Annotated in this window: 21 protein-coding genes; 20 read left to right on the top strand and 1 reads right to left on the bottom strand. The window is 70.9% G+C overall.

What is annotated here, in order from left to right; all coding sequences use genetic code 11:
* Positions 1-32 precede the first annotated feature (32 nt).
* Entirely contained in the window at positions 33-746 is a 714-nt protein-coding gene (locus ACFWRV_RS10865; RefSeq protein WP_384331500.1) for a nucleotidyltransferase domain-containing protein, read from the top strand.
* A gap of 15 nt (positions 747-761) precedes the next feature.
* Here ACFWRV_RS10865 and ACFWRV_RS10860 read toward each other — a convergent pair whose 3' ends face one another.
* A complete protein-coding gene (locus ACFWRV_RS10860) occupies positions 762-1,910 on the bottom strand; it encodes a PucR family transcriptional regulator (protein WP_384331497.1) in 1,149 nt (382 codons plus the stop codon).
* 191 nt (positions 1,911-2,101) lie between these two features.
* On the opposite strand from ACFWRV_RS10860, the gene ACFWRV_RS10855 reads away from it, so the two are divergent.
* The 19 genes from ACFWRV_RS10855 (at position 2,102) to ACFWRV_RS10765 (ending at position 21,875) form a co-directional block, all read left to right on the top strand.
* Positions 2,102-3,028: a proline dehydrogenase family protein gene (locus ACFWRV_RS10855; RefSeq protein WP_384331494.1), complete on the top strand. Its 927-nt coding sequence runs from the start codon at positions 2,102-2,104 to the stop codon at positions 3,026-3,028.
* Between the two features lie 53 nt (positions 3,029-3,081).
* Positions 3,082-4,713 carry an L-glutamate gamma-semialdehyde dehydrogenase gene (gene pruA / locus ACFWRV_RS10850; protein ID WP_384331491.1) on the top strand — a complete coding sequence of 544 codons (1,632 nt, stop codon included), beginning with the start codon at positions 3,082-3,084 and terminating at the stop codon, positions 4,711-4,713.
* Between the two features lie 247 nt (positions 4,714-4,960).
* Positions 4,961-6,028, top strand: a complete 1,068-nt coding sequence (locus tag ACFWRV_RS10845; protein WP_384331488.1) for a S1 family peptidase — start codon at positions 4,961-4,963, stop codon at positions 6,026-6,028.
* Between the two features lie 173 nt (positions 6,029-6,201).
* Positions 6,202-6,753, top strand: a complete 552-nt coding sequence (locus ACFWRV_RS10840) for a GNAT family N-acetyltransferase (protein ID WP_384331485.1) — start codon at positions 6,202-6,204, stop codon at positions 6,751-6,753.
* Between the two features lie 338 nt (positions 6,754-7,091).
* Positions 7,092-7,220 (top strand): hypothetical protein, encoded by a 129-nt coding sequence (locus tag ACFWRV_RS10835; RefSeq protein WP_384331482.1) that lies wholly within the window; start codon positions 7,092-7,094, stop codon positions 7,218-7,220.
* Between the two features lie 198 nt (positions 7,221-7,418).
* Positions 7,419-8,462 carry a 3-isopropylmalate dehydrogenase gene (locus tag ACFWRV_RS10830; RefSeq protein WP_384331479.1) on the top strand — a complete coding sequence of 348 codons (1,044 nt, stop codon included), beginning with the start codon at positions 7,419-7,421 and terminating at the stop codon, positions 8,460-8,462.
* 256 nt (positions 8,463-8,718) lie between these two features.
* On the top strand, positions 8,719-9,822 hold the full coding sequence (locus ACFWRV_RS10825; RefSeq protein WP_384331476.1) for a branched-chain amino acid aminotransferase: 1,104 nt from the start codon (positions 8,719-8,721) through the stop codon (positions 9,820-9,822).
* 244 nt (positions 9,823-10,066) lie between these two features.
* Positions 10,067-10,651: a hypothetical protein gene (locus ACFWRV_RS10820; protein WP_384331474.1), complete on the top strand. Its 585-nt coding sequence runs from the start codon at positions 10,067-10,069 to the stop codon at positions 10,649-10,651.
* 26 nt (positions 10,652-10,677) lie between these two features.
* Entirely contained in the window at positions 10,678-10,977 is a 300-nt protein-coding gene (locus ACFWRV_RS10815; RefSeq protein ID WP_384331471.1) for an RNase A-like domain-containing protein, read from the top strand.
* A gap of 11 nt (positions 10,978-10,988) precedes the next feature.
* Complete coding sequence (locus tag ACFWRV_RS10810; protein ID WP_384331468.1) at positions 10,989-11,657, top strand: contact-dependent growth inhibition system immunity protein; 669 nt, start codon at positions 10,989-10,991, stop codon at positions 11,655-11,657.
* A complete protein-coding gene (locus ACFWRV_RS10805; RefSeq protein WP_384331465.1) occupies positions 11,654-12,238 on the top strand; it encodes a hypothetical protein in 585 nt (194 codons plus the stop codon). Before ACFWRV_RS10810 ends, ACFWRV_RS10805 begins: the two co-directional genes overlap by 4 nt.
* 26 nt (positions 12,239-12,264) lie before the next feature.
* The gene (locus tag ACFWRV_RS10800; protein ID WP_384331462.1) at positions 12,265-12,648 is read left to right on the top strand and encodes a contact-dependent growth inhibition system immunity protein; all 384 of its coding nucleotides are present in this window, start codon (positions 12,265-12,267) and stop codon (positions 12,646-12,648) included.
* A 105-nt stretch (positions 12,649-12,753) separates the two neighbouring features.
* Positions 12,754-13,785, top strand: a complete 1,032-nt coding sequence (locus ACFWRV_RS10795) for an agmatine/peptidylarginine deiminase (protein ID WP_384331459.1) — start codon at positions 12,754-12,756, stop codon at positions 13,783-13,785.
* Between the two features lie 38 nt (positions 13,786-13,823).
* Entirely contained in the window at positions 13,824-14,471 is a 648-nt protein-coding gene (locus tag ACFWRV_RS10790) for a TetR/AcrR family transcriptional regulator (RefSeq protein ID WP_384331457.1), read from the top strand.
* A 453-nt stretch (positions 14,472-14,924) separates the two neighbouring features.
* Positions 14,925-16,532: a citramalate synthase gene (cimA, locus tag ACFWRV_RS10785; protein WP_384331453.1), complete on the top strand. Its 1,608-nt coding sequence runs from the start codon at positions 14,925-14,927 to the stop codon at positions 16,530-16,532.
* A gap of 297 nt (positions 16,533-16,829) precedes the next feature.
* Positions 16,830-17,804, top strand: coding sequence for a LacI family DNA-binding transcriptional regulator (locus ACFWRV_RS10780; protein ID WP_384331450.1), 975 nt, complete (start codon positions 16,830-16,832; stop codon positions 17,802-17,804).
* Positions 17,805-17,892: 88 nt separating this feature from the next.
* Positions 17,893-19,569 (top strand): ABC transporter substrate-binding protein, encoded by a 1,677-nt coding sequence (locus ACFWRV_RS10775; RefSeq protein WP_384331447.1) that lies wholly within the window; start codon positions 17,893-17,895, stop codon positions 19,567-19,569.
* A gap of 42 nt (positions 19,570-19,611) precedes the next feature.
* Positions 19,612-20,898: an oligopeptide/dipeptide ABC transporter ATP-binding protein gene (locus ACFWRV_RS10770; protein ID WP_384331444.1), complete on the top strand. Its 1,287-nt coding sequence runs from the start codon at positions 19,612-19,614 to the stop codon at positions 20,896-20,898.
* Entirely contained in the window at positions 20,895-21,875 is a 981-nt protein-coding gene (locus tag ACFWRV_RS10765) for an ABC transporter permease (protein ID WP_384331442.1), read from the top strand. The genes ACFWRV_RS10770 and ACFWRV_RS10765 overlap by 4 nt, the downstream gene beginning before the upstream one ends.
* Positions 21,876-21,878 lie beyond the last annotated feature (3 nt).

Here is a 21,878-nt window from a genome sequence, read left to right as displayed (position 1 = left end):
CGGAGCCGGCGGGGCCACGGCAGAGTGGGGGCATGGACGTACTCGATCTTGCCCGCGCCCTGGTCCTGGAGCGCCACCCCGACGCCCGCGCCGCGTTCCTCGGCGGCAGTGTCCTGACGAGCCGGCGCACCGCCCGGTCCGATCTGGACGTCGTCGTGCTGCTCGACGGCCCGCCCGCTCCGTACCGGGAGAGCCTGCGGTACGGGAAGTGGCCGGTGGAGCTCTTCGTGCACACCGAGGACTCCTGGCACAGCTTTGTCACCCCGGAGATCGTGCAGCGGAACTCGGCCCTGTTGTGGATGTGCGCCGACGGGGCGCTGCTGCTCGACGCCGACGGGACAGGAGCACGGATCGCGGAGAAGGCGAAACGCCTCGCGGCCGACGGCCCGCCCCCGGTCACCGACACGGCGCTCGAAGACGCCCGGTACGCGCTCACGGACCTGCTCGACGACTTCGCCGTCGTCACGGATGCGGGGGAGCGGCTGTTCGTCGTGGCCGAACTCGTCCGGCGGACCGGCGAGCTGGCGCTGCTGACCCACGGCACGTGGCTCGGCGGCGGCAAGTGGCTGGCCCGGCGCCTCGAATCTGTCGTGCCGGACTTGGCCGCGCGCCTGGACGAGGCGGCGCAGGCCGCGCTGCGCGGTGCACCGGAAGGCCTCACCTCCCTGGTCACGGAGGTCCTGGACGCGGCGGGCGGCCCGGTGTGGGAGGGGTACCGCCGCAGCGGACCCCGTAAGACGGCCTGAACGAACCCACCGGTGTCACAGCCGGGCCCGCTTCACCGCCATGTGCAGCAGCAGCCGGTCCTCCCCGTCGTTCAGGTCGAGGCCGGTGATCTGCTGGATGCGGGAGAGCCGGTAGTAGAGCGTCTGGCGGTGGATGCCGAGCGCGGCGGCCGTCCGGCTCGCCTGGCCCGCGCAGTCCAGGAACACCTCCGCCGTGTGCGCCAGCTCCCGGTGCAACGGTGTGAGCAGCGAGGCGACCGCCGGGTCGCCGGGGTCGTTCCCGGTGCCCGGGAGGGCGGTCAGCAGGCGGTACGGGCCGATCGCCGACCACCGGGCGACCGGGCCGAAGCGGGTCTCGGCCCGGGCCGCGCGGGCCGCCGCCGTGGCCTCGTGCCAGGAGACCGTCAGCCTGTCCAGGCCCCGGCGCGGCGTGGCGATCCCCCCGGTGGCGGCCGGGGCCGCACCGGTGCGCAGCCGGTCCGCGGCGCTCAGGGCCGGGTCCAGGCGGTCCGGCGAGCGCAGCCGGACGAGCGCGGCCAGCGACAGCCTCCCGGCGGGCCCCGGCGCGTCGACCGTCGCCAGCGCGGCCGCCGAGGGCACGCCCCGTACCGACGGCGTGTCGTCCGCCCAGGGGGTCACGCACACCACCGTGTGCAACCCCTCCGCGTCCCTCCCCAGGGCCTCGCCCAGCGCGGCGACGGCGGTGTCATGCTGCCGGCCGGGACCCGCCGTGAGGACAGCGCCGAACTCCCGCGAGAGGTCCGCGCCCGCCCGCGCCTCGTCGAAGAGCAGCGCCCCGATCCGGGCGGCGACCTCCATCGCGGCGGTCAGCCGCTCCTCGGTCGGGCCCGGGTCGGCGTCGAGCAGCCAGACGTAGCCGAGGACGACGCCCCGATGGCGTACCGGAAGGCAGATGCGGTCCCGGAACACCCCGGCCTCGGGGGCGGCGGGGATCCGGACGGGCCCGGTCGCCCGGGTGATGCCGAACCCCTCGAACCAGGCGCGCACGGCCGGTGTGGAGCGGCGGGTCAGGATCGAGCGGGTGCGGACCGGGTCCATCGCGGTGTCGTCGTCGCTGTCGTGGGCTCCGAAGGCGACCAGGCCGAAATCCCGGTTCTCCAGGGTGGCCGGGGCGTCGAGGAGGGCCGAGATCTCGTCGACCAGTTCCTGGTAATCGCCTGTCACCCCGCCATTCTGCACCCCTTCACGGTCTTCTTCATACAGATGTCTGAGATGGTGGCCACGGATGCGTGACAGGTGTCGATGGCACAGCCCGCACCGGGTACCTAGATTTCACAGTGGTTATCCGTGCCGTACCGGTTCGTTCATGTTCGTACCGTTACGGCCCCTCGTCCGTACATTCGTGGAGGTACCCCGTGCTGGGTCCCGTGATTCTCGCGGCATCGCGCAGTGACAAGATGCGCCGGTTCGTCTCGGCCGCGCCCGGCACCAAGCAGGTCGTCGACCGCTTCATCGCCGGGGAGAGTGTCGACCAGGTCGTCCCGATCGTCGTGGACGCCGCGGACAGGGGCCTGGAGGTCACGCTCGACGTCGTCGGCGAGGACATCACCACCCCCGCGCAGGCCGAGGCCGCCCGCGACGCGTACCTGGAGCTCGTCGAGCGCCTGAAGGACCTGGACCTGGGCCCCCGTGCCGAGATGTCCGTGAAGCTGTCGATGTTCGGCCAGGCGCTGGAGGGCGGCCATGAGCTGGCCCTCGCGAACGTCCGCCCGGTCGTCGAGGCGGCGGCCGCCATCGGCACCACGGTCACCCTGGACGCCGAGGACCACACCACCCTCGACTCGATGTTCGCCATCCACGAGGAGCTGCGGAAGGACTTCCCGCAGACCGGCTGCGTCATCCAGTCCTACCTCTTCCGCACCGAGGACGACGCCCGCCGCCTCGCCGCCGCCGGCAGCCGCGTACGCATCGTGAAGGGCGCCTACAAGGAGCCCGCCACCGTCGCGTACCAGGACAAGGCCGAGATCGACAAGGCGTACGTCCGCATCACCCGCATCCTGATGGAGGGCGCGGGCTATCCGATGATCGGCTCGCACGATCCCCGTCTCATCGCCATCGCCCAGGAGCTGGGCCGCCAGGCCGGGCGCAAACTGGACGAGTACGAGTTCCAGATGCTGTACGGCATCCGCAGCGACGAGCACGTCCGGCTCGCGGCCGAGGGCCACCGGATGCGCGTCTACACGGCGTACGGCACCGACTGGTACGGATACTTCATGCGCCGCCTCGCGGAGAAGCCGGCCAACCTGCTGTTCTTCGGCCGCTCGATCCTCACCAAGGGCTGAGCAGCCCCCGGGCTGACCCACACCCCCGCCGACACCAAGGAGACAAGGCAACCATGGACGCCGTCACCCAGGTCCCCGCGCCGGTCAACGAGCCGGTCCACTCCTACGCCCCGGGCTCCCCGGAGCGCGCCCGCCTGGAGGTGAAGCTCAAGGAGCTCGCCGACAACCCGATCGACCTGCCGATGACCATCGGCGGCGAGAAGCGGATGGGCGGCGGCGAGCGTGTGAACGTCGTACAGCCGCACAACCACCAGGCCGTCATCGGCACCTTCGCCGGCGCCACCGAGCAGGACGCCCAGGACGCCGTCGACGCCGCCCTCGCCGCCGCGCCGGCGTGGCGCGCGATGGCCTTCGACGACCGCGCGGCGATCATCCTGCGCGCCGCCGAGCTGCTGTCGGGCCCCTGGCGCGAGACGCTGGCCGCCTCCACCATGCTCGGCCAGTCCAAGACCGCCCAGCAGGCCGAGATCGACACCCCCTGCGAGCTGATCGACTTCTGGCGCTTCAACGTGCACTACGCGCGCCAGATCCTCGCCGAGCAGCCCCCGGCCAACTCCCCGGGCGTGTGGAACCGCATGGACCACCGCCCGCTGGAGGGCTTCGTCTACGCGATCACGCCGTTCAACTTCACGGCCATCGCGGGCAACCTTCCCACCGCCCCGGCCCTCATGGGCAACGTCGTGGTGTGGAAGCCGTCCCCGACCCAGACCCACGCCGCCGTGCTGCTGATGCAGCTCCTGGAGGAGGCCGGTCTGCCCAAGGGCGTCATCAACCTGGTCACCGGCGACGGCAAGGCCGTCTCCGAGGTGGCGCTGAACCACCGCGACCTGGCCGGCATCCACTTCACCGGCTCGACCCCCACCTTCCAGCACCTGTGGAAGACGGTCGGCAACAACATCGCCACCTACCGCACCTACCCGCGGCTCGTCGGCGAGACCGGCGGCAAGGACTTCGTCGTCGCGCACCCCAGCGCCGACCGCGCCATCCTGAAGACCGCGCTGACCCGCGGCTCCTTCGAGTTCCAGGGCCAGAAGTGCTCCGCGTCCTCGCGGGCGTACGTCCCCGCCTCCATCTGGAACTCCGGTTTCCAGGAGGAGTTCGCGGCCGAGGTCGACTCCATCACGATGGGTGACGTCACCGACCTGAGCAACTTCATCGGTGCCGTCATCGACGAGCGCTCGTTCGCCAAGAACAAGGCCGCGATCGACCGCGCCAAGGCCGACCCGACCTGCACGGTCGTCGCGGGCGGCAGCTACGACGACTCGGTGGGCTACTTCGTCCGTCCGACGGTCATCGTGTGCACCGACCCCGAGAACGAGGTCTTCACGACCGAGTACTTCGGCCCGATCCTCGCGATCCACGTCTACGAGGACGAGAAGTACGACGCGATGCTGGCGCAGATGGAGTCGGTCTCCGACTACGCGCTGACCGGCTCGGTCATCGCGGGCGACCGCGCGGCCGCCGCGTACACGATGGACAAGCTCCGCTACGCCGCGGGCAACTTCTACATCAACGACAAGTCGACCGGCGCCGTCGTCGGCCAGCAGCCCTTCGGCGGCGGCCGTGCCTCCGGCACCAACGACAAGGCGGGCGCCCCGCAGAACCTCCAGCGCTGGACCCTGACCCGGGCCATCAAGGAGACGCTGGTCCCGCCGACCGACTACACCTACCCCCACCAGGGCTGACACCCTCCCGGGGCGCCGCAGCACGGCGACCCGGACCAGAGGTCTCCCCCGGGAGATCCCCTGAGCACCGCCCCCCGACCGGCCCCCCTGCCGGGCGGGGGGCGGTTTCCATGTTCGGGGCGGCTCCCAGGTGTGCGCGGGTCGGTCCAGGCGGCCGCCGGGTCACGCGGTCTTGTGGATTAGGTAATGGGCATGTCAAATTCCTTCTCGGTACGTCCCCACGCGTCACCCGAGAAGGAGTTCCCCCATGAGACGCAACTCCCGCGCGCGCTTCGGCGTTTCCCTGCTGCTCGTCGCCGGTGCCCTCGGCCTCGGAGCCACCCCCTCCACCGCCGCCGACACCCCCTCGCCCGCCCCCTCGGCGATCCCCGCCCCGTCCGCGTACGCGCTCGACGTCAAGGTCGACCGCGCGCTCGGCGCCGCCACCGCCGGAACCTACCTCGACGCGAAGACCGGGAAGCTGGTCGTCACCGTCACCACCGACCGGGCCGAGGAGCAGGCCCGCGCCACCGGCGCCACCGTCCGCCGGGTGGCCCGCGGCGCCGCCGAACTCCGGTCGGCCATGGAGACCCTGGAGGCCGAGGCCAAGATCACCGGCACTTCCTGGGGCATCGACCCGCGCACCAACCGGGTCGCCGTCGAGGCCGACTCCTCCGTCTCCGCCCGGGAGATGGCCCGCCTGGAAGCCGTCGCCGAACGGCTCGACGGCGCGGTCGACATCAAGCGCGTCCCCGGTGAGTTCCGCCGCGAGGTGCTGGGCGGCGGCGCGATCTACGGCGGCGGCAGCCGCTGCTCGGCCGCCTTCAACGTCACCAAGGGCGGGGCCCGTTACTTCGTGACCGCCGGACACTGCACCAACATCTCCGCCAACTGGTCGGCCACCTCCGGCGGTTCGGTGATCGGCGTCCGGGAGGGCACCAGCTTCCCGACCAACGACTACGGCATCGTCCGCTACACCGACGGCTCCTCGCCCGCCGGAACCGTCGACCTCTACAACGGCTCCACCCGCGACATCACCTCCGCCGCCAACGCCGTCGTCGGCCAGGCGATCCAGAAGAGCGGTTCCACGACCAAGGTGACCTCCGGCACGGTCACCGCCGTCAACGTCACCGTCAACTACGGCGACGGGCCGGTCTACAACATGGTCCGCACCACCGCCTGCTCGGCCGGCGGCGACAGCGGCGGCGCGCACTTCGCCGGATCCGTCGCCCTCGGCATCCACTCCGGCAGCTCCGGCTGCTCGGGCACCGCGGGATCGGCCATCCACCAGCCGGTGACCGAGGCGCTCTCCGCGTACGGCGTGACGGTGTACTGAGCCACGAGGGGCACGGCGTGAGGGTGTACAGAGCCACCACCCGTCGCCGGTCGCCCCGAACCGGTCGCCCCAGCCCGCCCGGACCACCGCACCCCCGGTCCGGGCGGGCCCGCGCGTGCGGGCAGCGCGGTAATGCGCTGTCGGCCAGGGAAGCGGCCTGGAAGGCTGACCCCATGGCCCAGCCTCCCGCAGTGCGCATTGCCCACACCTTCGAGCTCACCCCCGCCGAACTGGCCCGGATCCGCGATCTGCTCGACAGCGCCTTCGACGACGACTTCGCCGACGAGGACTGGGAGCACTCCCTCGGCGGCGTGCACGCCCTGATCCGCGACGCGGACGGCCTCCTGATCGCTCACGGCTCCGTCGTCCGGCGCCAGGTCCGGCACGCGGACCGCTCCTACCGCGTCGGCTACGTCGAAGCCGTCGCCGTCCGCGCCGACCACCGCCGCGAGGGCCTCGGACACCTGGTGATGGACGCCCTGGAGCGCGTCATCGACGGGGCGCACGACTTCGGAGCCCTGTCCGCCTCGGACGCCGGCGCGGCGCTCTACGCGGCGCGCGGCTGGCAGGTGTGGCCGGGCCGGCTCGGAGCCCTCGGCCCGGCCGGACCCGTGCCGCTGCCCGAGGAGGAGGGCAGCACCTATGTCCGCCCCGCGGCCGGGCGGCCCCTGCCGGCGCCCGGTGACCCGCTCCACTTCGACTGGCGGGACGGCGACCTGCTCTGACGCGGTCGGGCTGTTCCGCGTCTGCGGGCCCGCGCGCGGGCCGACTCCCTCCGACGCTGTGACCTGCGGCGATCCCTCGGGCCGTCTCAGATAGTAGGAAGTCCGACTAACTGTAGAGACAGAGCGGCCCGACTGTCCTAGCTTTGTAGGAGCCGAACGAATCGCTCGATCGAGCGACTGTGGCGGTCGCGGGCGCACGCCCCGAAGCAGGTAACCCCTGCGGCGTACGCTCCCCGCTCCTTCCGGCGCCTCGGAATCCGATCCCGGCCCGGCCTCCGCGCCGCACCGCGATGTGCGGCCCGCCCGGCACCCACGCGATCTCAAGGAGTCGATCCACCATGGCCCCCACCACCACCCGCCGCGTCCGTCACACTCCCCGCCCGTCCGAGTCGGACCGCAAGAACGCCGCCGCCGCTCTCCAGCGCGCCCTGGACCGCCGCGACAACGGCGGCTCGACCGGCCACTGAGCCGGGGCGCACCGCCGCCCGTCCGCAGACCGGCGGCCGGCGCGTCAGCGGCCCCCGTGCCGCCCGCTCGCACCCGCCCGTGAAACGGCCTCCGAGCGGCCCCGCGCACCGCCCGCCCGTACACCCGAACACCCTTGCTCCCGTCCGTATGGTGGACGTCGGATGTCATGGGGTGGGACGCACCGTTAGGCTTCCGGCATGTCTCGCAGCATCGATCTCGCAGTGATCCCCGGTGACGGAATCGGCCAGGAAGTCGTGGCCCAGGGCCTCAAGGTCCTCAACGCTGTCCTCCCGCAGGACGTGAAGCTGGAGACCAAGGAGTACGACCTCGGCGCCCAGCGCTGGCACCGCACCGGCGACACCCTCCCGGACGCGGAGCTGGAGGCGCTCAAGAACCACGACGCCATCCTCCTCGGCGCGATCGGCGACCCGTCCGTGCCGTCCGGCGTGCTGGAGCGCGGGCTCCTGCTGAAGCTGCGTTTCGCGTTCGACCACTTCATCAACCTGCGCCCCTCCAAGCTCTTCCCGAACACCGCGACCCCGCTCGCCGGCCGCCCCGACATCGACTTCGTGGTCGTCCGCGAGGGGACCGAGGGCCCGTACACCGGCAACGGCGGCTCGCTGCGCACCGGCACCCCCGCCGAGGTCGCCACCGAGGTCAGCCTGAACACGGCGTACGGCGTCGAGCGCGTGGTCCGGGACGCCTTCGAGCGCGCGGCGGCCCGCCCGCGCAAGAAGCTGACGCTGGTCCACAAGAACAACGTCCTCGTCTACGCCGGCCACCTGTGGAAGAACACCTTCGACCGGGTCGCCGCCGAGTATCCGCAGGTCAGCACCGACTACCTGCACGTGGACGCCGCGACGATCTTCTTCGTCACCCAGCCGGAGCGCTTCGACGTCATCGTCACCGACAACCTCTTCGGCGACATCCTCACCGACCTCGCCGCCGCCGTCTCCGGCGGCATCGGCCTGGCCGCCTCCGGCAACATCAACCCGACGGGCGCGTTCCCGTCGATGTTCGAGCCGGTCCACGGCTCCGCCCCCGACATCGCGGGGCAGGGCAAGGCCGACCCGACCGCCACGATCCTCTCCGTCGCCCTTCTGCTGCGCCACCTCGGCTACGAGGCCGAGGCCACGCGCATCGAGGACGCCGTCTCCGCCGATCTCGCGGAGCGCGACGGGGCCGTCACGCGCACGACCGACGAGATCGGCGACGCGCTCGCGGTACGCGTAGCGGGCTGACCCGACGACTCCACTGCGAAGCCGCCGGGTCGCACTCAGCGCCCGGCGGCTTCACCTGTGCGGCCCCCGGGTGCCACCATCGACCCCTGGACCGTATTCACCCCGTTTCGTGCACGGCCCCCCGCAAGCGATAATCGAACGCGGGGCCGTGGCTCGCGGTAAAGCTCGGACGTCCTAGGACCTGACCGAAAACGTCGGGCAGAGACGGGCGTGAGCGCGGTCCATCACACACAAGACCGGTGAAGGACACGCACTCATGACGACGCCCACGATCGAGCTCAAGCCCTCCTCGAACCCGCTGTCCGACGCGGAGCGCGAGGCGATCCTGGCCAACCCGGGATTCGGCCGCCACTTCACCGACCACATGGTGACGATCCGCTGGACCGAGGGCCGCGGCTGGCACGACGCCGAGCTGGTCCCCTACGGCCCGCTGTCCCTGGACCCGGCCAACATGACCCTGCACTACGCCCAGGAGATCTTCGAGGGGCTGAAGGCCTACCGCCAGCCCGACGGCACGGTCGCCTCCTTCCGCCCCGACGCCAACGCCCGCCGCTTCCAGCGCTCGGCCGCCCGGCTCGCCATGCCCGAGCTGCCCGTCGAGACCTTCATCGCGGCGTGCGACGCGCTGGTGCAGCAGGACAAGGCGTGGGTCCCGGCGCACGGCGGCGAGGAGTCCCTCTACCTGCGCCCGTTCATGATCGCCACCGAGGTCGGCCTCGGCGTGAAGCCGGCCAACGAATACCTCTTCCTGGTCATCGCCTCGCCGGCCGGCGCCTACTTCCCCGGCGGTGTGAAGCCGGTCTCCATCTGGCTCTCGGAGAACCGCGTCCGCGCCGTCCCCGGCGGCATGGGCGACGCCAAGACCGGCGGCAACTACGCCGCCTCCCTCCTCGCCCAGGCCGAGGCCGCCGCGCACGGCTGCGCCCAGGTCGCCTACCTCGACGCGGTCGAGCACAAGTGGGTCGAGGAGCTCGGCGGCATGAACCTCTACTTCGTGTACGCCCAGGAGGACGGCTCGAAGAAGATCATCACGCCCGCCCTCACCGGCTCCCTCCTCGCGGGCGTCACCCGCGACTCCCTCCTCAAGGTCGCCCGCGACCTCGGTTACGGCTCCGAGGAGGGCCGGGTCTCCATCGACCAGTGGCGCGACGACACCGCCAAGGGCACCCTCGTCGAGGTCTTCGCCTGCGGCACCGCCGCCGTCATCACCCCCGTCGGCCTGGTGAAGTCCGAGGGCGGCGAGTGGACCCAGAGCGAGGGCGAGCCCGGCGAGGTCACCATGAGGCTCCGGGAGCGCCTGCTCGACATCCAGCGCGGTGTCGTCGAGGACACCCACGGCTGGATGCACCCGCTCGGCTAGGACGTCCCGCCCACGCGCGTACCGGCCCCTGCCCCTGTCCGGGCGGGGGCCGGTACGTATTTCGAGGATCTGGAGTGGGGCCACGCTCGTGGTTTCCGGCGGTACGGCTCCACTGCAGGCCAGGAGCGGCACCGCGCCGACCGCCCAAGGACGCTCTCGGTGTGACCACTCGCCTCAGGTGCGACTCGAATGTGAATCCGCCATTTGTCGTCTACACCTCGGCACCTGAATGATGGAGCGAATCATGGAAGCAGGCCGACTTGGCGCGGCGGCATGGTCGGAGGCGCTCAAGCTGTACGAGTGGCTCTCCACATTCGTCGGTGTCGCTCGGCGTGAGCACGACGAGTGGTGGCTCGATGTGGGAGCGATCATGCGTCTGGAGACCCGCGACCCGCGGGGCTGGGAGTCCATCGACCCCTACGACGGGGAGGACGAGCGCCGGGAGGACCCGCTTTTCCCGTGGTTGGAGGCGCCCTCCGCATCTGCGGATGTGGAACGCTACAACAGGCGTGTCAAGGAGATTCCTCGCTCCTCGGTGAGGTCGCTTCTCGTTCTGCTCGGAGTCGCGGCGGGCGGCGTGGACGTCCCCAAGAGACTGGGGTGGGAGGAACGCAGGCCGGAGGTGGAACGGCGTGCCGATGTGATCCTGTCGCGTTTTCCCGACAGCACCCGCTTCTACACCAACCTGGGTGGAAAGGGCGACCATCCTGATTTCTACACACTGTCCTTCTGGGGCCACGCCTCCTTCAGTCGCTACGACTGGGACGCCGGACTGGTTGCCGTGAACGACGACGAAGTCGCCGTCTTCTGGAACTTCCAGAACACCTGATCCGCCACGCCGAACCGGAAGGCACCGTGCTCACCAGATCCGCCACGTATCCCGACCGGGAAACCGCTCAGTGGGCCGCCCAGCAAGTCGTCACCCGCAACGAGCAGGCCATCCACCGCTGGCCGGCGCAAGGTACGCGTCCCCGCCTGACCCTCGAAGCCTCCTGGCCTTCCCGCGAGGAGCCGGTCGGCCGCGTCCTGATCCAAGCCATGGCACTGGCCGGGCGTGGAGCCGTGGACGTGCGTGCGGCGCGGGTGGTGCTGCGGCGGGAGACTGCGAGCCCGCTCGGCTTCGTCGTGCACGCCACATTCCCGATCTATTTGTAGAGGCACCAGCCATGCCCATGAAGCCTCTGGATTTCGACCGCCGTTACGGCGGGCTCGACCAAGTGATGGACGCGTACGCCGGCCTCACTGCCGACGACGCCCCTGACCGGATCAGCCGGGCCCTCACCGCCTATCTGCGTCACACCTGGCACACCCGCCCCTGGGCCTTGTCGATCGCCGAGCAGCAGCTCCGCGCCTATGCCCAGAATCCGCCCGGCCGGCTGCGACACCGCCTCGGTGAGTTCTCCCCCGTCCCCGACATCGGTCTTCCGGAGGACGGGATCCAGCGATGGCTGCTGCAACTCGCCGACCACATCAAGCAGAGCGTCGAGGAGGGCCGCGTCCCGCCACCGGTGGCGGTGTCCGAGACTTACGGGGAGTGGCGCGCCCGCTTTCCCGAGCTTCATCAGTTCCTGGGCGGCTGGTTCTCCCAGGACATGCCCGATGAGTTCGAGGATCACACCTCCGCCGTACGCGACTACGCGGGGTCGGTCGCTCCGACTGTCCTGGCGCGCCTCGCCGGTGAGGTGGCCGAACTGCTCGCCCTAGGCCTGGAGGAGGTCGACTACGCGGTTGCCGTCGCGGAACTGGGCATGGAGGTGGACGCTCCGGCCCCCTACACGCCGGGCGGCTGGCTTGCCGGTGTCGCCGGTCAACTGCCGGACCGGAGCGAGCCGTGAAGGAAGACCGGCTCGATTCGGCGGCGTGGTCGGAAGGCCTGAAGCTGTACGAATGGCTCGTCACGTTCGTCAGCGTCGTTCCGCGCGAGCACGAAGAATGGTGGCTCGATGCGGGAGCAGCCATGCGCCGTGAGACTCAGGACCCGAGAGGCTGGGAGTCCATCGATCCCGACGAGGGAGAGGACGAGCGGCTGGAGGACCCGCTGTTCCCTTGGCTGGAGGCCCCCTCCACGCCCGCGGACGTGGAACGCTGCCGTCGGCTCGTGGGGGAGGTCCCCCGCACTTCGGTGCGGTCGCTTCTCGTCCTGCTCGGAGCCGGAACATCCCGACTGGATCTCTCCAGGTCCTTGCGCTGGGATGAACTCAGGCCGGAGATGGAACGGCGTGCCGATGTGATCCTTTCGCGCTTCCCTGAGAGCACCCGCTTCTACACCAACCTGGGCTGGCAGGGCGACCGTCCCGATTTCTACAAACAGTCCTACCGCAGTCACTCGCCCTTCAGCCGTAGTGACTGGGACGCGGGACTGATCGCCGTGAATGACGATGAAGTCGCCGTATTCTGGAATTTTCTGAATGTCTGAACCATCCTGCTGAACCGGAAGGCACCGTGCTCACCAGATCCGAGGAGGGCCGCGTCCCGCCACCGGTGGCGGTGCCCGAGACTTACGGGGAGTGGCGCGCCCGCTTTCCCGAGCTTCATCAGTTCCTGGGCGGCTGGTTCTCCCAGGACCTGCCCGATGAGTTCGAGGATCACAGCTCCGCCGTACGTGACTACGCGGGGTCGGTCGCTCCGACTGTCCTGGCGCGCCTCGCCGGTGAGGTGGCCGAGCTGCTCGCTCTCGGCCTGGAAGAGGTCGACTACGCCGTCGCCGTTGCCGAGCTGGGCATGGAGGTCGAGCCGCCGGATCCCTACACGGCGAGCGGCTGGCTGGCCGTCGTCGCAGGGCTCCTGGCTGGGCCCCGCGCCGAGTACGACCGAGGAGGCGAGTGAATCCGGCCGAATGGAGCGCCGCTCGAACGCGGCGTGACCAGCCCTCCCGCAAGGCTCCCAGCGTGGTTAGAGTGGCGTTCTAAAGTCGTCGTCCCAGGAGCCCCCATGCCCGCCACCCCCGCCCCCTTCCGCATGCCCCCCGAGTGGACCCCGCACGAGCGCACCTGGATGGCCTGGCCGGGGCCCAACCCCACCTTCGCCTCCGGTGCCGAGCTGGACGAGGCCCGCCGCGCCTGGGCCTCGGTCGCCCGGGCCGTACGTCGCTTCGAGCCGGTCACCGTGGTCGTCGGGCCCGGTCAGGAGGAGGGGGCGGCGGCGCTGCTCGGGCCCGACGTCGAGCTGGTCGTCCGGCCGCTCGACGACGCCTGGATGCGGGACATCGGCCCCACCTTCGTCACCGACGGCCGCACCCTCGCCGCCGTCGACTGGACGTTCAACGGATGGGGCGCCCAGGGCTGGGCCCGCTGGGAGAGCGACCAGCACATCGCCCGGGCCGTCGCCGAGCTGGCCGGGACCCCCGTGCACTCCTCCCCGCTCGTCAACGAGGGCGGCGCGATCCACGTCGACGGCGAAGGCACCGTCCTGCTCACCGAGACCGTCCAGCTCGGCAAGGAGCGCAACCCCGGCTGGAGCAAGGAGCAGGTCGAGGCCGAGGTCCACGCCCGCCTCGGCACCGAGAAGGCCATCTGGCTGCCCCGCGGGCTGACCGGCGACTACGGGACGTACGGCACGCTCGGCCATGTCGACATCGTCGCCGCCTTCGCCCGCCCGGGCACCGTCCTCACGCACGTCCAGCCCGACCCGGCCCACCCCGACCACGAGGTCAGCCAGGAGCTGCTGGCCGTCCTGCGCGCCGCCACCGACGCCCGGGGCCGCGCCCTGGAGGTCGTCGAGGTGCCCGCGCCCACCGTGCTGCGCGACGAGGACGGCGAGTGGGTCGACTACTCCTACATCAACCACTACCTCTGCAACGACGCCGTGATCCTCTGCGCCTTCGACGACCCGCGCGACGAGGAGGCCGCAGCGATCTTCCGGGGCCTCTTCCCCGACCGTACGGTGACCCTCGTCGACGCCCGTACGATCTTCGCCGGCGGTGGAGGCATCCACTGCATCACCCAGCAGCAGCCGAAGATCTGAGCCCCGGGCCCGAGGGCCCCTGCCGAAAGTCCGGTCCCATGACCCCCGCCCCCCGCCGCACCCACCACGCCGCCCCGCCCCGCGAGGACGTCCTCGCCGCCGTCATGGCCACTGTCGCCGAGCGCGGGCTCGACGGGCTGACCATGGCCGGGCTCGGGCGCGAGGTGGGGATGAGCAGTGGGCACCTGCTCTACTACTTCCGCACCAAGGACGAACTGCTCCTCCAGACCCTGGAGTGGAGCGAGCGCCGCCTCGGGGCCGAGCGAAGCGGCCTCCTCGCCCGGCCGGGGACGGCCCGGGGGCGGCTGGAGGCGTACATCGACCTCTACCTCCCCGCCGGGCACCGGGACCCCCACTGGACGCTCTGGCTGGAGGTCTGGGGCCGCTCGCAGAACGCCGACGACGACGCCCGCGCCCGGCAGGCAGCCATCGAGGGGGTCTGGCACCGCGACCTGGTGGCGCTGCTCGCCGAGGGGATCTCGCGCGGCGAGTTCCGGCCGGTGGACGCCGACCGGTTCGCGGCCCGGCTGCGGGCGCTGCTCGACGGGTTCTCCATCCACGTGACGGTCGGGATCCCGGGGACGGGCCGGGAACAGGTGCTCGCCCAGGCGGCGGAGTTCCTGGACGAGACGCTGACGCCGGGGTCCTCGAAGAGCGGTGCGACCAGCGTCACGACCGCATACTGAGACACCGGCGTCACGACGGCGTCACTGTGCGAGACTTCTGCCGTGTCCTCGTTCGTCATGATTATTGGCAGCAGGCGCGCCGGTCCGCAGTGACCGCCCGTACCACCCCGTACGGCGCGGCCATAGTGCCCCAGACCCGCGCGCAGACCTCTCGCACCCGCGAGGGGTTTTTTCGTTTTCCGGCCCGCACCCGGGCCAAGGCGGCGCGCGCGGGATGATGGGGGCAAGTGGAACTGGGGCGTGTTCCGGGTCCCCCGGCTGCGCGGCGACGCCCAGCACGCACGCTCGCCGCACGGCGACGCAGGACAGGTGGCTCCGCCACATGACCTGCGACACCGCACGCCGATCGCACGCACCGAACGCCGCCGCGCCCGCGCTTCGCGCGGACGACGGGGGACCCGGAACACGCCCCAGACCGTCCGGATCCACTCATCCGACAGGAGCCAGATCAGCATGACCACCAAGGCCAACGCCACCGACGACAGTTTCCATGTCTTCGACACCACACTGCGCGACGGTGCTCAGCGTGAGGGCATCAACCTGACGGTCGCCGACAAGCTGACCATCGCCCGTCATCTGGACACCTTCGGTGTGGGGTACATCGAGGGCGGCTGGCCGGGGGCCAACCCCCGCGACACCGAGTTCTTCGCCCGAGCCCAGCAGGAGATCGAGTTCGAGAACGCCCAGCTCGTGGCGTTCGGCGCGACCCGCAGGGCCGGCGGCAGCGCGGCCGAGGACCCCCAGGTGAAGGCGCTCCTGAACTCCGGCGCCCCGGTGATCACGCTGGTCGCCAAGTCCCATGACCGCCATGTCGAGCTGGCCCTGCGCACCACCCTGGACGAGAACCTGGAGATGGTCCGCGACACCGTCTCCCACCTGCGCGAACAGGGCCGCCGCGTCTTCGTGGACTGCGAGCACTTCTTCGACGGCTACCGCGCCAACGCCGCGTACGCCAAGGCCGTGGTGCGTACCGCGTACGAGGCGGGCGCCGAGGTCGTCATCCTCTGCGACACCAACGGCGGCATGCTCCCCGCCCAGGTCCAAGCCGTCGTCTCCACCGTCATCGCCGACACCGGCGCCCGGCTCGGCATCCACGCCCAGGACGACACCGGCTGCGCCGTCGCCAACACCCTGGCCGCCGTCGACGCCGGCGCCACCCACGTCCAGTGCACGGCCAACGGCTACGGCGAGCGGGTCGGCAACGCCAACCTCTTCCCCGTCGTCGCCGCCCTGGAACTCAAGTACGGCATGAAGGTGCTGCCGGAGGGTGCGCTCGCCGAGATGACCCGCATCTCGCACGCCATCGCCGAGGTCGTCAACCTCACCCCCTCCACCCACCAGCCCTACGTGGGCGTCTCGGCCTTCGCCCACAAGGCCGGGCTGCACGCCTCCGCGATCAAGGTCGACCCCGACCTGTACCAGCACATCGACCCGGAGTTGGTCGGCAACACCATGCGGATGCTGGTCTCCGACATGGCCGGCCGCGCCTCCATCGAGCTGAAGGGCAAGGAGCTCGGCATCGACCTCGGCGACGACCGCGCTTTGGTCGGCCGGGTCGTGGAGCGGGTCAAGGAACGCGAACTCCAGGGCTACACCTACGAGGCCGCCGACGCCTCCTTCGAACTCCTGCTGCGCGGCGAGGTCGAGGGCCGGGCCCGGCGCTACTTCCGTACGGAGTCCTGGCGGGCGATCGTCGAGGACCGACCCGACGGCACCCACGCCAACGAGGCCACCGTGAAGCTCTGGTCCAAGGGCGAGCGGATCGTCGCGACCGCCGAGGGCAACGGCCCGGTCAACGCGCTGGACCGGGCGCTGCGCGTCGCCCTGGAGCGGATCTACCCGCAGCTCGCCAAGCTGGAGCTGGTCGACTACAAGGTCCGCATCCTGGAGGGCCGCACCGGCACCGAGTCCACCACCCGGGTGCTCATCACCACCGGGGACGGCACCGGCGACTGGGCGACCGTGGGGGTCGCCGAGAACGTCATCGCCGCCTCCTGGCAGGCGCTGGAGGACGCGTACACCTACGGACTGCTGCGCGCGGGCGTCGAGCCCACGGAGTAGCCCGGCCCGATCGCGTACGCCCAGGAGCCGCCGCCCGTCATCGGGCGGCGGCTCCTTCGCGTCTCAGCAGCGGCCCTGAACCGTTCAAGAGATGAACGCACAACGCCGCCTGCCCGCCCGGCAGTTGAGACCCACCCAATCTCGACGTGAAGTATTGACGGCCCTGTGTCAGCGCGGTTAACTCACGCCGCAACGCCGGTACCGGTTCCGGAACCGGTACCGAAGCGCCTCTCCCCGCATGCCCCCGCCCTGCCCCCGCCTGCCCTCTTCCGCCTTGCCCGGCCCCTGGAGGCCCAGATGCGCGTCACCATCGCCGATGTCGCCCGCGAGGCCGGCGTCAGCAAGACGACCGTGTCGCGGGTCATCAACACCAAGGGCGAGGTGGACCGCTCCACGGCCGCCCGGGTTCGTGAAGTGATCGCACAGCTCGGCTACGTGCCCAGCTCCGGAGCCGTCGGTCTCGCCCGCGGCTCCAGCCGTACGGTCGGCATGCTCGTGCCCTCGCTGACCTGGCCGTGGATGGGCGAACTGCTCCAGGGCGTCGTCGACACCGTCGAGGCCGCCGACTACGGGCTGCTGCTGTTCACCTGCAACCGCGGGGCCGAGTCCGTCCAGCGCTTCACCAGCCAGGTGTCGGCGCGCGCCTTCGACGGGCTCGTCGTCGTGGAGCCCGAGAACACCCTCGGCCACCTCACCGAACTGCACCGCGACGGCCTGCCGATCGTGCTCATCGACGACCGCGGCCACCACCCCGAATTCCCCTCCGTCGTGACCACCAACCACGAGGGGGGCGCGTCCGCGGCCCGCCACCTGCACGCCGCCGGACGCTCCCGGCCCCTGGTCCTGACCGGCCCCCAGCACTTCGGCTGCGTGCGGGACCGGCTGGGCGGATTCCGCTCGGTCCTGCCCACCGATCTCGTCGTCGAGGGGGACTTCACCGAACGCGGCGGCCGGCTCGCCGTCGAGCAACTCCTCGCGCGCGGCGTGGCGTTCGACTCCGTCTTCGCGCACAACGACATCAGCGCGGCGGGCGTGCTCCGCGCCCTGCGGGCCGCCGGACGCCGGGTCCCGGACGACATCGCCGTCGTCGGCTTCGACGACATCCCGATGGCCGAACACACCGAACCCCCGCTGACCACCGTGCGCCAGCCCACCCGCCGGATGGGCGAGACGGCGGCCCGGATGCTGCTCTCCCACCTCGGCGGCACGCCCGTACCGGACGGACCGGCCGTGCTGCCCACCGAACTGGTCGTGCGCCACTCGGCGCCGTGACGGACCCGGCCGCCCGGCCGCACCCCGCCCCCGCACCCTTCCGCCCGCCGGGATCTCCCAGACCCGGCAGCCCCTTCCTGGAGTCGCCATGTCCGTACGCCGTCGCACCACCCTCAGAGCGGTCGCCGCAGCCACCGTCGTGGTGGCGCTCGCCGCCGGTTGCTCGAACGCCAACTCGGGTGCCAACAAGGGCGGCGGGGCCGCCGGGGTGCTGACCCTGGGCAAGCCGGACGGGCCGCAGACGAACAACAGCAACCCCTTCCTCACCACCTCGGCCGGAGCGGTCCTCGGCTACCGCCACATGATCTACGAGCCGCTCGCGATGACGAACATGATCAGGCCCACCGAGAAGGCCGACCCCTGGCTCGCCACCGAATGGGCCTGGAAGGACAACTTCACCGAGGTCACCTTCACCCTGGACGAGCGGGCCAAGTGGGCCGACGGCAAGCCCCTGACCGCCGCCGACGTGGAGTTCACCTTCAACCTGCTGAAGAAGCATCCGGCGCTCAACGGCGACGGGGTTCCCTTCGACGGGATCGCGGTGAAGGGCAAGCAGGTCGTGCTGACCTTCAAGGAGAGCCAGTTCGTCAACCAGAACAAGATCATCCAGACCTTCATCGTGCCCAAGCACATCTGGGAGAAGGTCGACAACCCGGAGACCTGGCCCAACCGCACCCCGGTCGGCTCCGGACCGTACAAGCTCAAGACGTTCACCCCGCAGACCACCACCCTGACCGCCACTCCGACGTACTGGAACGGCGACACCAAGGTCAAGGAGCTGCGCTACACCGCCTACAACGACAACAGCGCCGCCACCACCGCCCTGGCCACCGGCAAGATGGAGTGGTCCTTCGTCTTCATGCCGAACCACAAGCAGCTGTTCATCGACAAGGACCCCGAGAACCACCAGCTCTGGTTCCCCTCCGGCCTCGGCATCCACGGCCTGTGGTTCAACACCACCCGCAAGCCGTTCGACAACCCGGCCCTGCGCAAGGCGATGGCCATGGTCGTCGACCGCAAGGCCATCCACGTCCAGGCACAGGCCACGCTCTACCCGGAGATCACCAACCCCACCGGCATCCCGCTCCCCGCCGGTGAACCCTTCCTCGCCCCCGAGTACGAGGACGCCACCACCAAGCCCGATGTGGCCGGGGCCAAGAAGCTGCTCGCCGAGGCCGGGTTCACGCTCAGCGGCGGCGTGCTCAACGACCCGGGCGGCAAGCCGGTGAAGCTCACCTTCACCGACCCGGCCGGATGGAACGACTACATCACCGGGCTCGCGATCATCAAGGACAACATCAAGGAGATCGGCATCGAGGCCAAGGTGAAGACCCAGACCGCCGAGGCCTGGGGCACCGACGTGGCCAACGGCAACTTCGACGCCACCCTGCACTGGACCAACAGCGGCGCCACCCCCTACGACATGTACCAGAACATCATGGACGGGGCGATCGCCCAGCCCATCGGCAAGAGCTCCCAGGCGGGCAACTTCGGGCGCTTCAAGAACCCCGAGGCGACGGCCGCGCTGAAGGAGTACGCCAACGCCACCGGGGACGCCGCCCGCACCAAGGCCCTCGACACCCTGCAGAAGATCTTCGTCGAGCAGGCCCCTATGATCCCGACGGCCGCCGCGCCCATCGGGGCCGAGTACTCCACGAAGAACTGGATCGGCTGGCCCACCGAGGCCAACCCCTACGCCCCGCCGCAGCACACCCAGCGGACCGCGCTGGAGATCGTGCTCAACCTCAAGCCCTCCACCAAGTAGGCACGGGGAAAGACCGGACGGGAAGAAGACGGGAAACCGGCCATGACCAGCGATCAGCCCGAGCACGCGCGGACCGGCTCCGAGATCACGCGGACCGGCTCCGAGCCCGCGCCCACCGGCACCGACGTGGTGCTCGAAGCGCGCGGAGTCACCAAACACTTTCCCCTGCGCCGCACCGCCCGCGACCTGTTCGCCCGCGAGCGCCGCAGCGTCCACGCCGTCGACGACGTCTCGCTCCGGCTGAGACGCGGGACCGTCACGGCCCTGGTGGGGGAGTCCGGCTCGGGCAAGTCCACCGTCGCCCGGCTGCTCGCCCAGCTCCATCCGCTCACCTCGGGCGAGATACGGCTGGGCGGGGAGCCGGTGGTGGCCGGTCGTGGCCGGTCCTTCCGCCGTTACGTCCGCCGGGTCCAGCTCATCTTCCAGGACCCGTTCGCCTCGCTGAACCCGGTGCACACCGTGCGCTACCACCTGACCCGCGCCCTGAAGATCCACGGCCGGGCGGGCAGCGGGGAGGCGGAGCTGGAGGAGAACCTGGCCGCCCTGCTGAACCGGGTCCAGCTGACCCCTGCCCAGCAGTTCCTGGACAAGTTCCCGCACGAGCTGTCGGGCGGGCAGCGCCAGCGCGTCGCCATCGCCCGGGCGCTCGGCGCGGACCCGCAGGTCCTCCTCGCCGACGAACCCGTCTCGATGCTCGACGTATCGATCCGGCTCGGCGTCCTCAACCTGCTGCGCGACCTCAAGAAACGCCTCCACCTGGCGATCCTCTACATCACCCACGACATCGCCTCCGCCCGCTACTTCGCCGACACCACCCTCGTGATGTACGCGGGCCGGATCGTCGAGGGCGGCGACAGCGAGCGCGTCACCCAGCACCCCGCCCACCCCTACACCCAGCTCCTGATCGCCTCCGCGCCCGACCCGGACCGGATCGTCGCCGAGGAGGAACAGGAGGAGACCGGCACCGGCGAGCCGCCCTCGCTGATCACCCCGCCCGCCGGCTGCCGCTTCCACCCCCGCTGCCCGCAGGCGATGGAGCGCTGCCGCACCGAACCTCCGCCCCGCTTCGACCTGCCCGAGGGCCAGTGGGCGGCCTGCTGGCTGTACGAGGGCGCGGCGGCGCACCCCACGGACCGGCCCGGGGGCGTCAGCGGCACGGCGACGGCTGCGGCAGCGGACAGCCCGGCAGCGGACACCCCGACCGCAGGCCAACCGGCCGCAGGCACCCAGACCGCAGGCACCCCGGCCACAGGCCAACCGGCCGCAGGCACCCCGGCCGCAGGCACCCCGGCCGCAGGCACCCCGACCGCGAAGGAGGCCACCCGGTGAAGTACCTCCTCCAGCGCCTCGCCTTCTACGCCGTCACCGCGTGGGCCGCGATCACCATCAACTTCCTCATCCCCCGGCTCATGCCCGGCGACCCCATCCAGGCCCTGCTCAGCCGCTACCAGGGGCAGCTCGACACCAAGGCCATCGACTCGCTCAAGGCCCTGTTCGGCCTCGACGAGCAGCAGTCGATGTGGCAGCAGTACACCGACTACTGGGCCCACCTCCTCGACGGCGACCTCGGCCTCTCCTTCACCTTCTTCCCCACCCCGGTCAGCGAGGTCATCGGCCAGTCCCTGCCCTGGACGCTGGCCCTGGTCGGCACGACCACGCTCATCAGCTTCGTCCTCGGCACCGGCATCGGCGTCTACAGCGGCTGGAAGCGCGGCTCCTGGCTGGACGGGCTGCTGCCGGTCACCACCTTCATCTCCTCCATCCCGTACTTCTGGCTGGGCCTGGTCGCCATCGCCGTGTTCGCCGAGAAGTGGTCGCTGTTCCCCAACTCCGGCGGTTACGACAACGCCCTGGTCCCGGCCTTCGACTGGCCGTTCATCTCCAGCGCCCTCTACCACGCGGTCCTGCCCGGCGTGACGATCGTCCTCAGCGCGGTGGCCGGCTGGATCCTCGGCATGCGGAACATGATGGTCACCGTCTCCTCCGAGGACTACGTGGTGGTGGCGCAGGCCAAGGGCCTGTCCGAGCGGCGGGTGATGTTCGGCTACGCCGCTCGCAACGCGGTCCTCCCCAACATCTCCGGCTTCGCCCTCTCCCTCGGCTTCATCGTCGGCGGCACCCTGCTCGTCGAGATGGTCTTCACCTACCCGGGCATCGGCTTCCAGCTGCTCCAGGCGGTCGGGGCCAAGGACTACCCCCTGATGCAGGGCGTCTTCCTCATCATCACGCTCTCCGTCCTCGCCGCGAACCTGCTGGCCGACCTCGTCTACGCCGCCCTCGACCCCCGTACCCGGAAGGAGGCATAGGGC

Origin of the sequence: Streptomyces sp. NPDC058576 (assembly GCF_042718715.1) — a bacterium.
Classification (GTDB): domain Bacteria; phylum Actinomycetota; class Actinomycetes; order Streptomycetales; family Streptomycetaceae; genus Streptomyces.
Note: the sequence above shows the minus strand (reverse complement) of the source record. Positions and strands in the feature narration are given on the sequence as shown.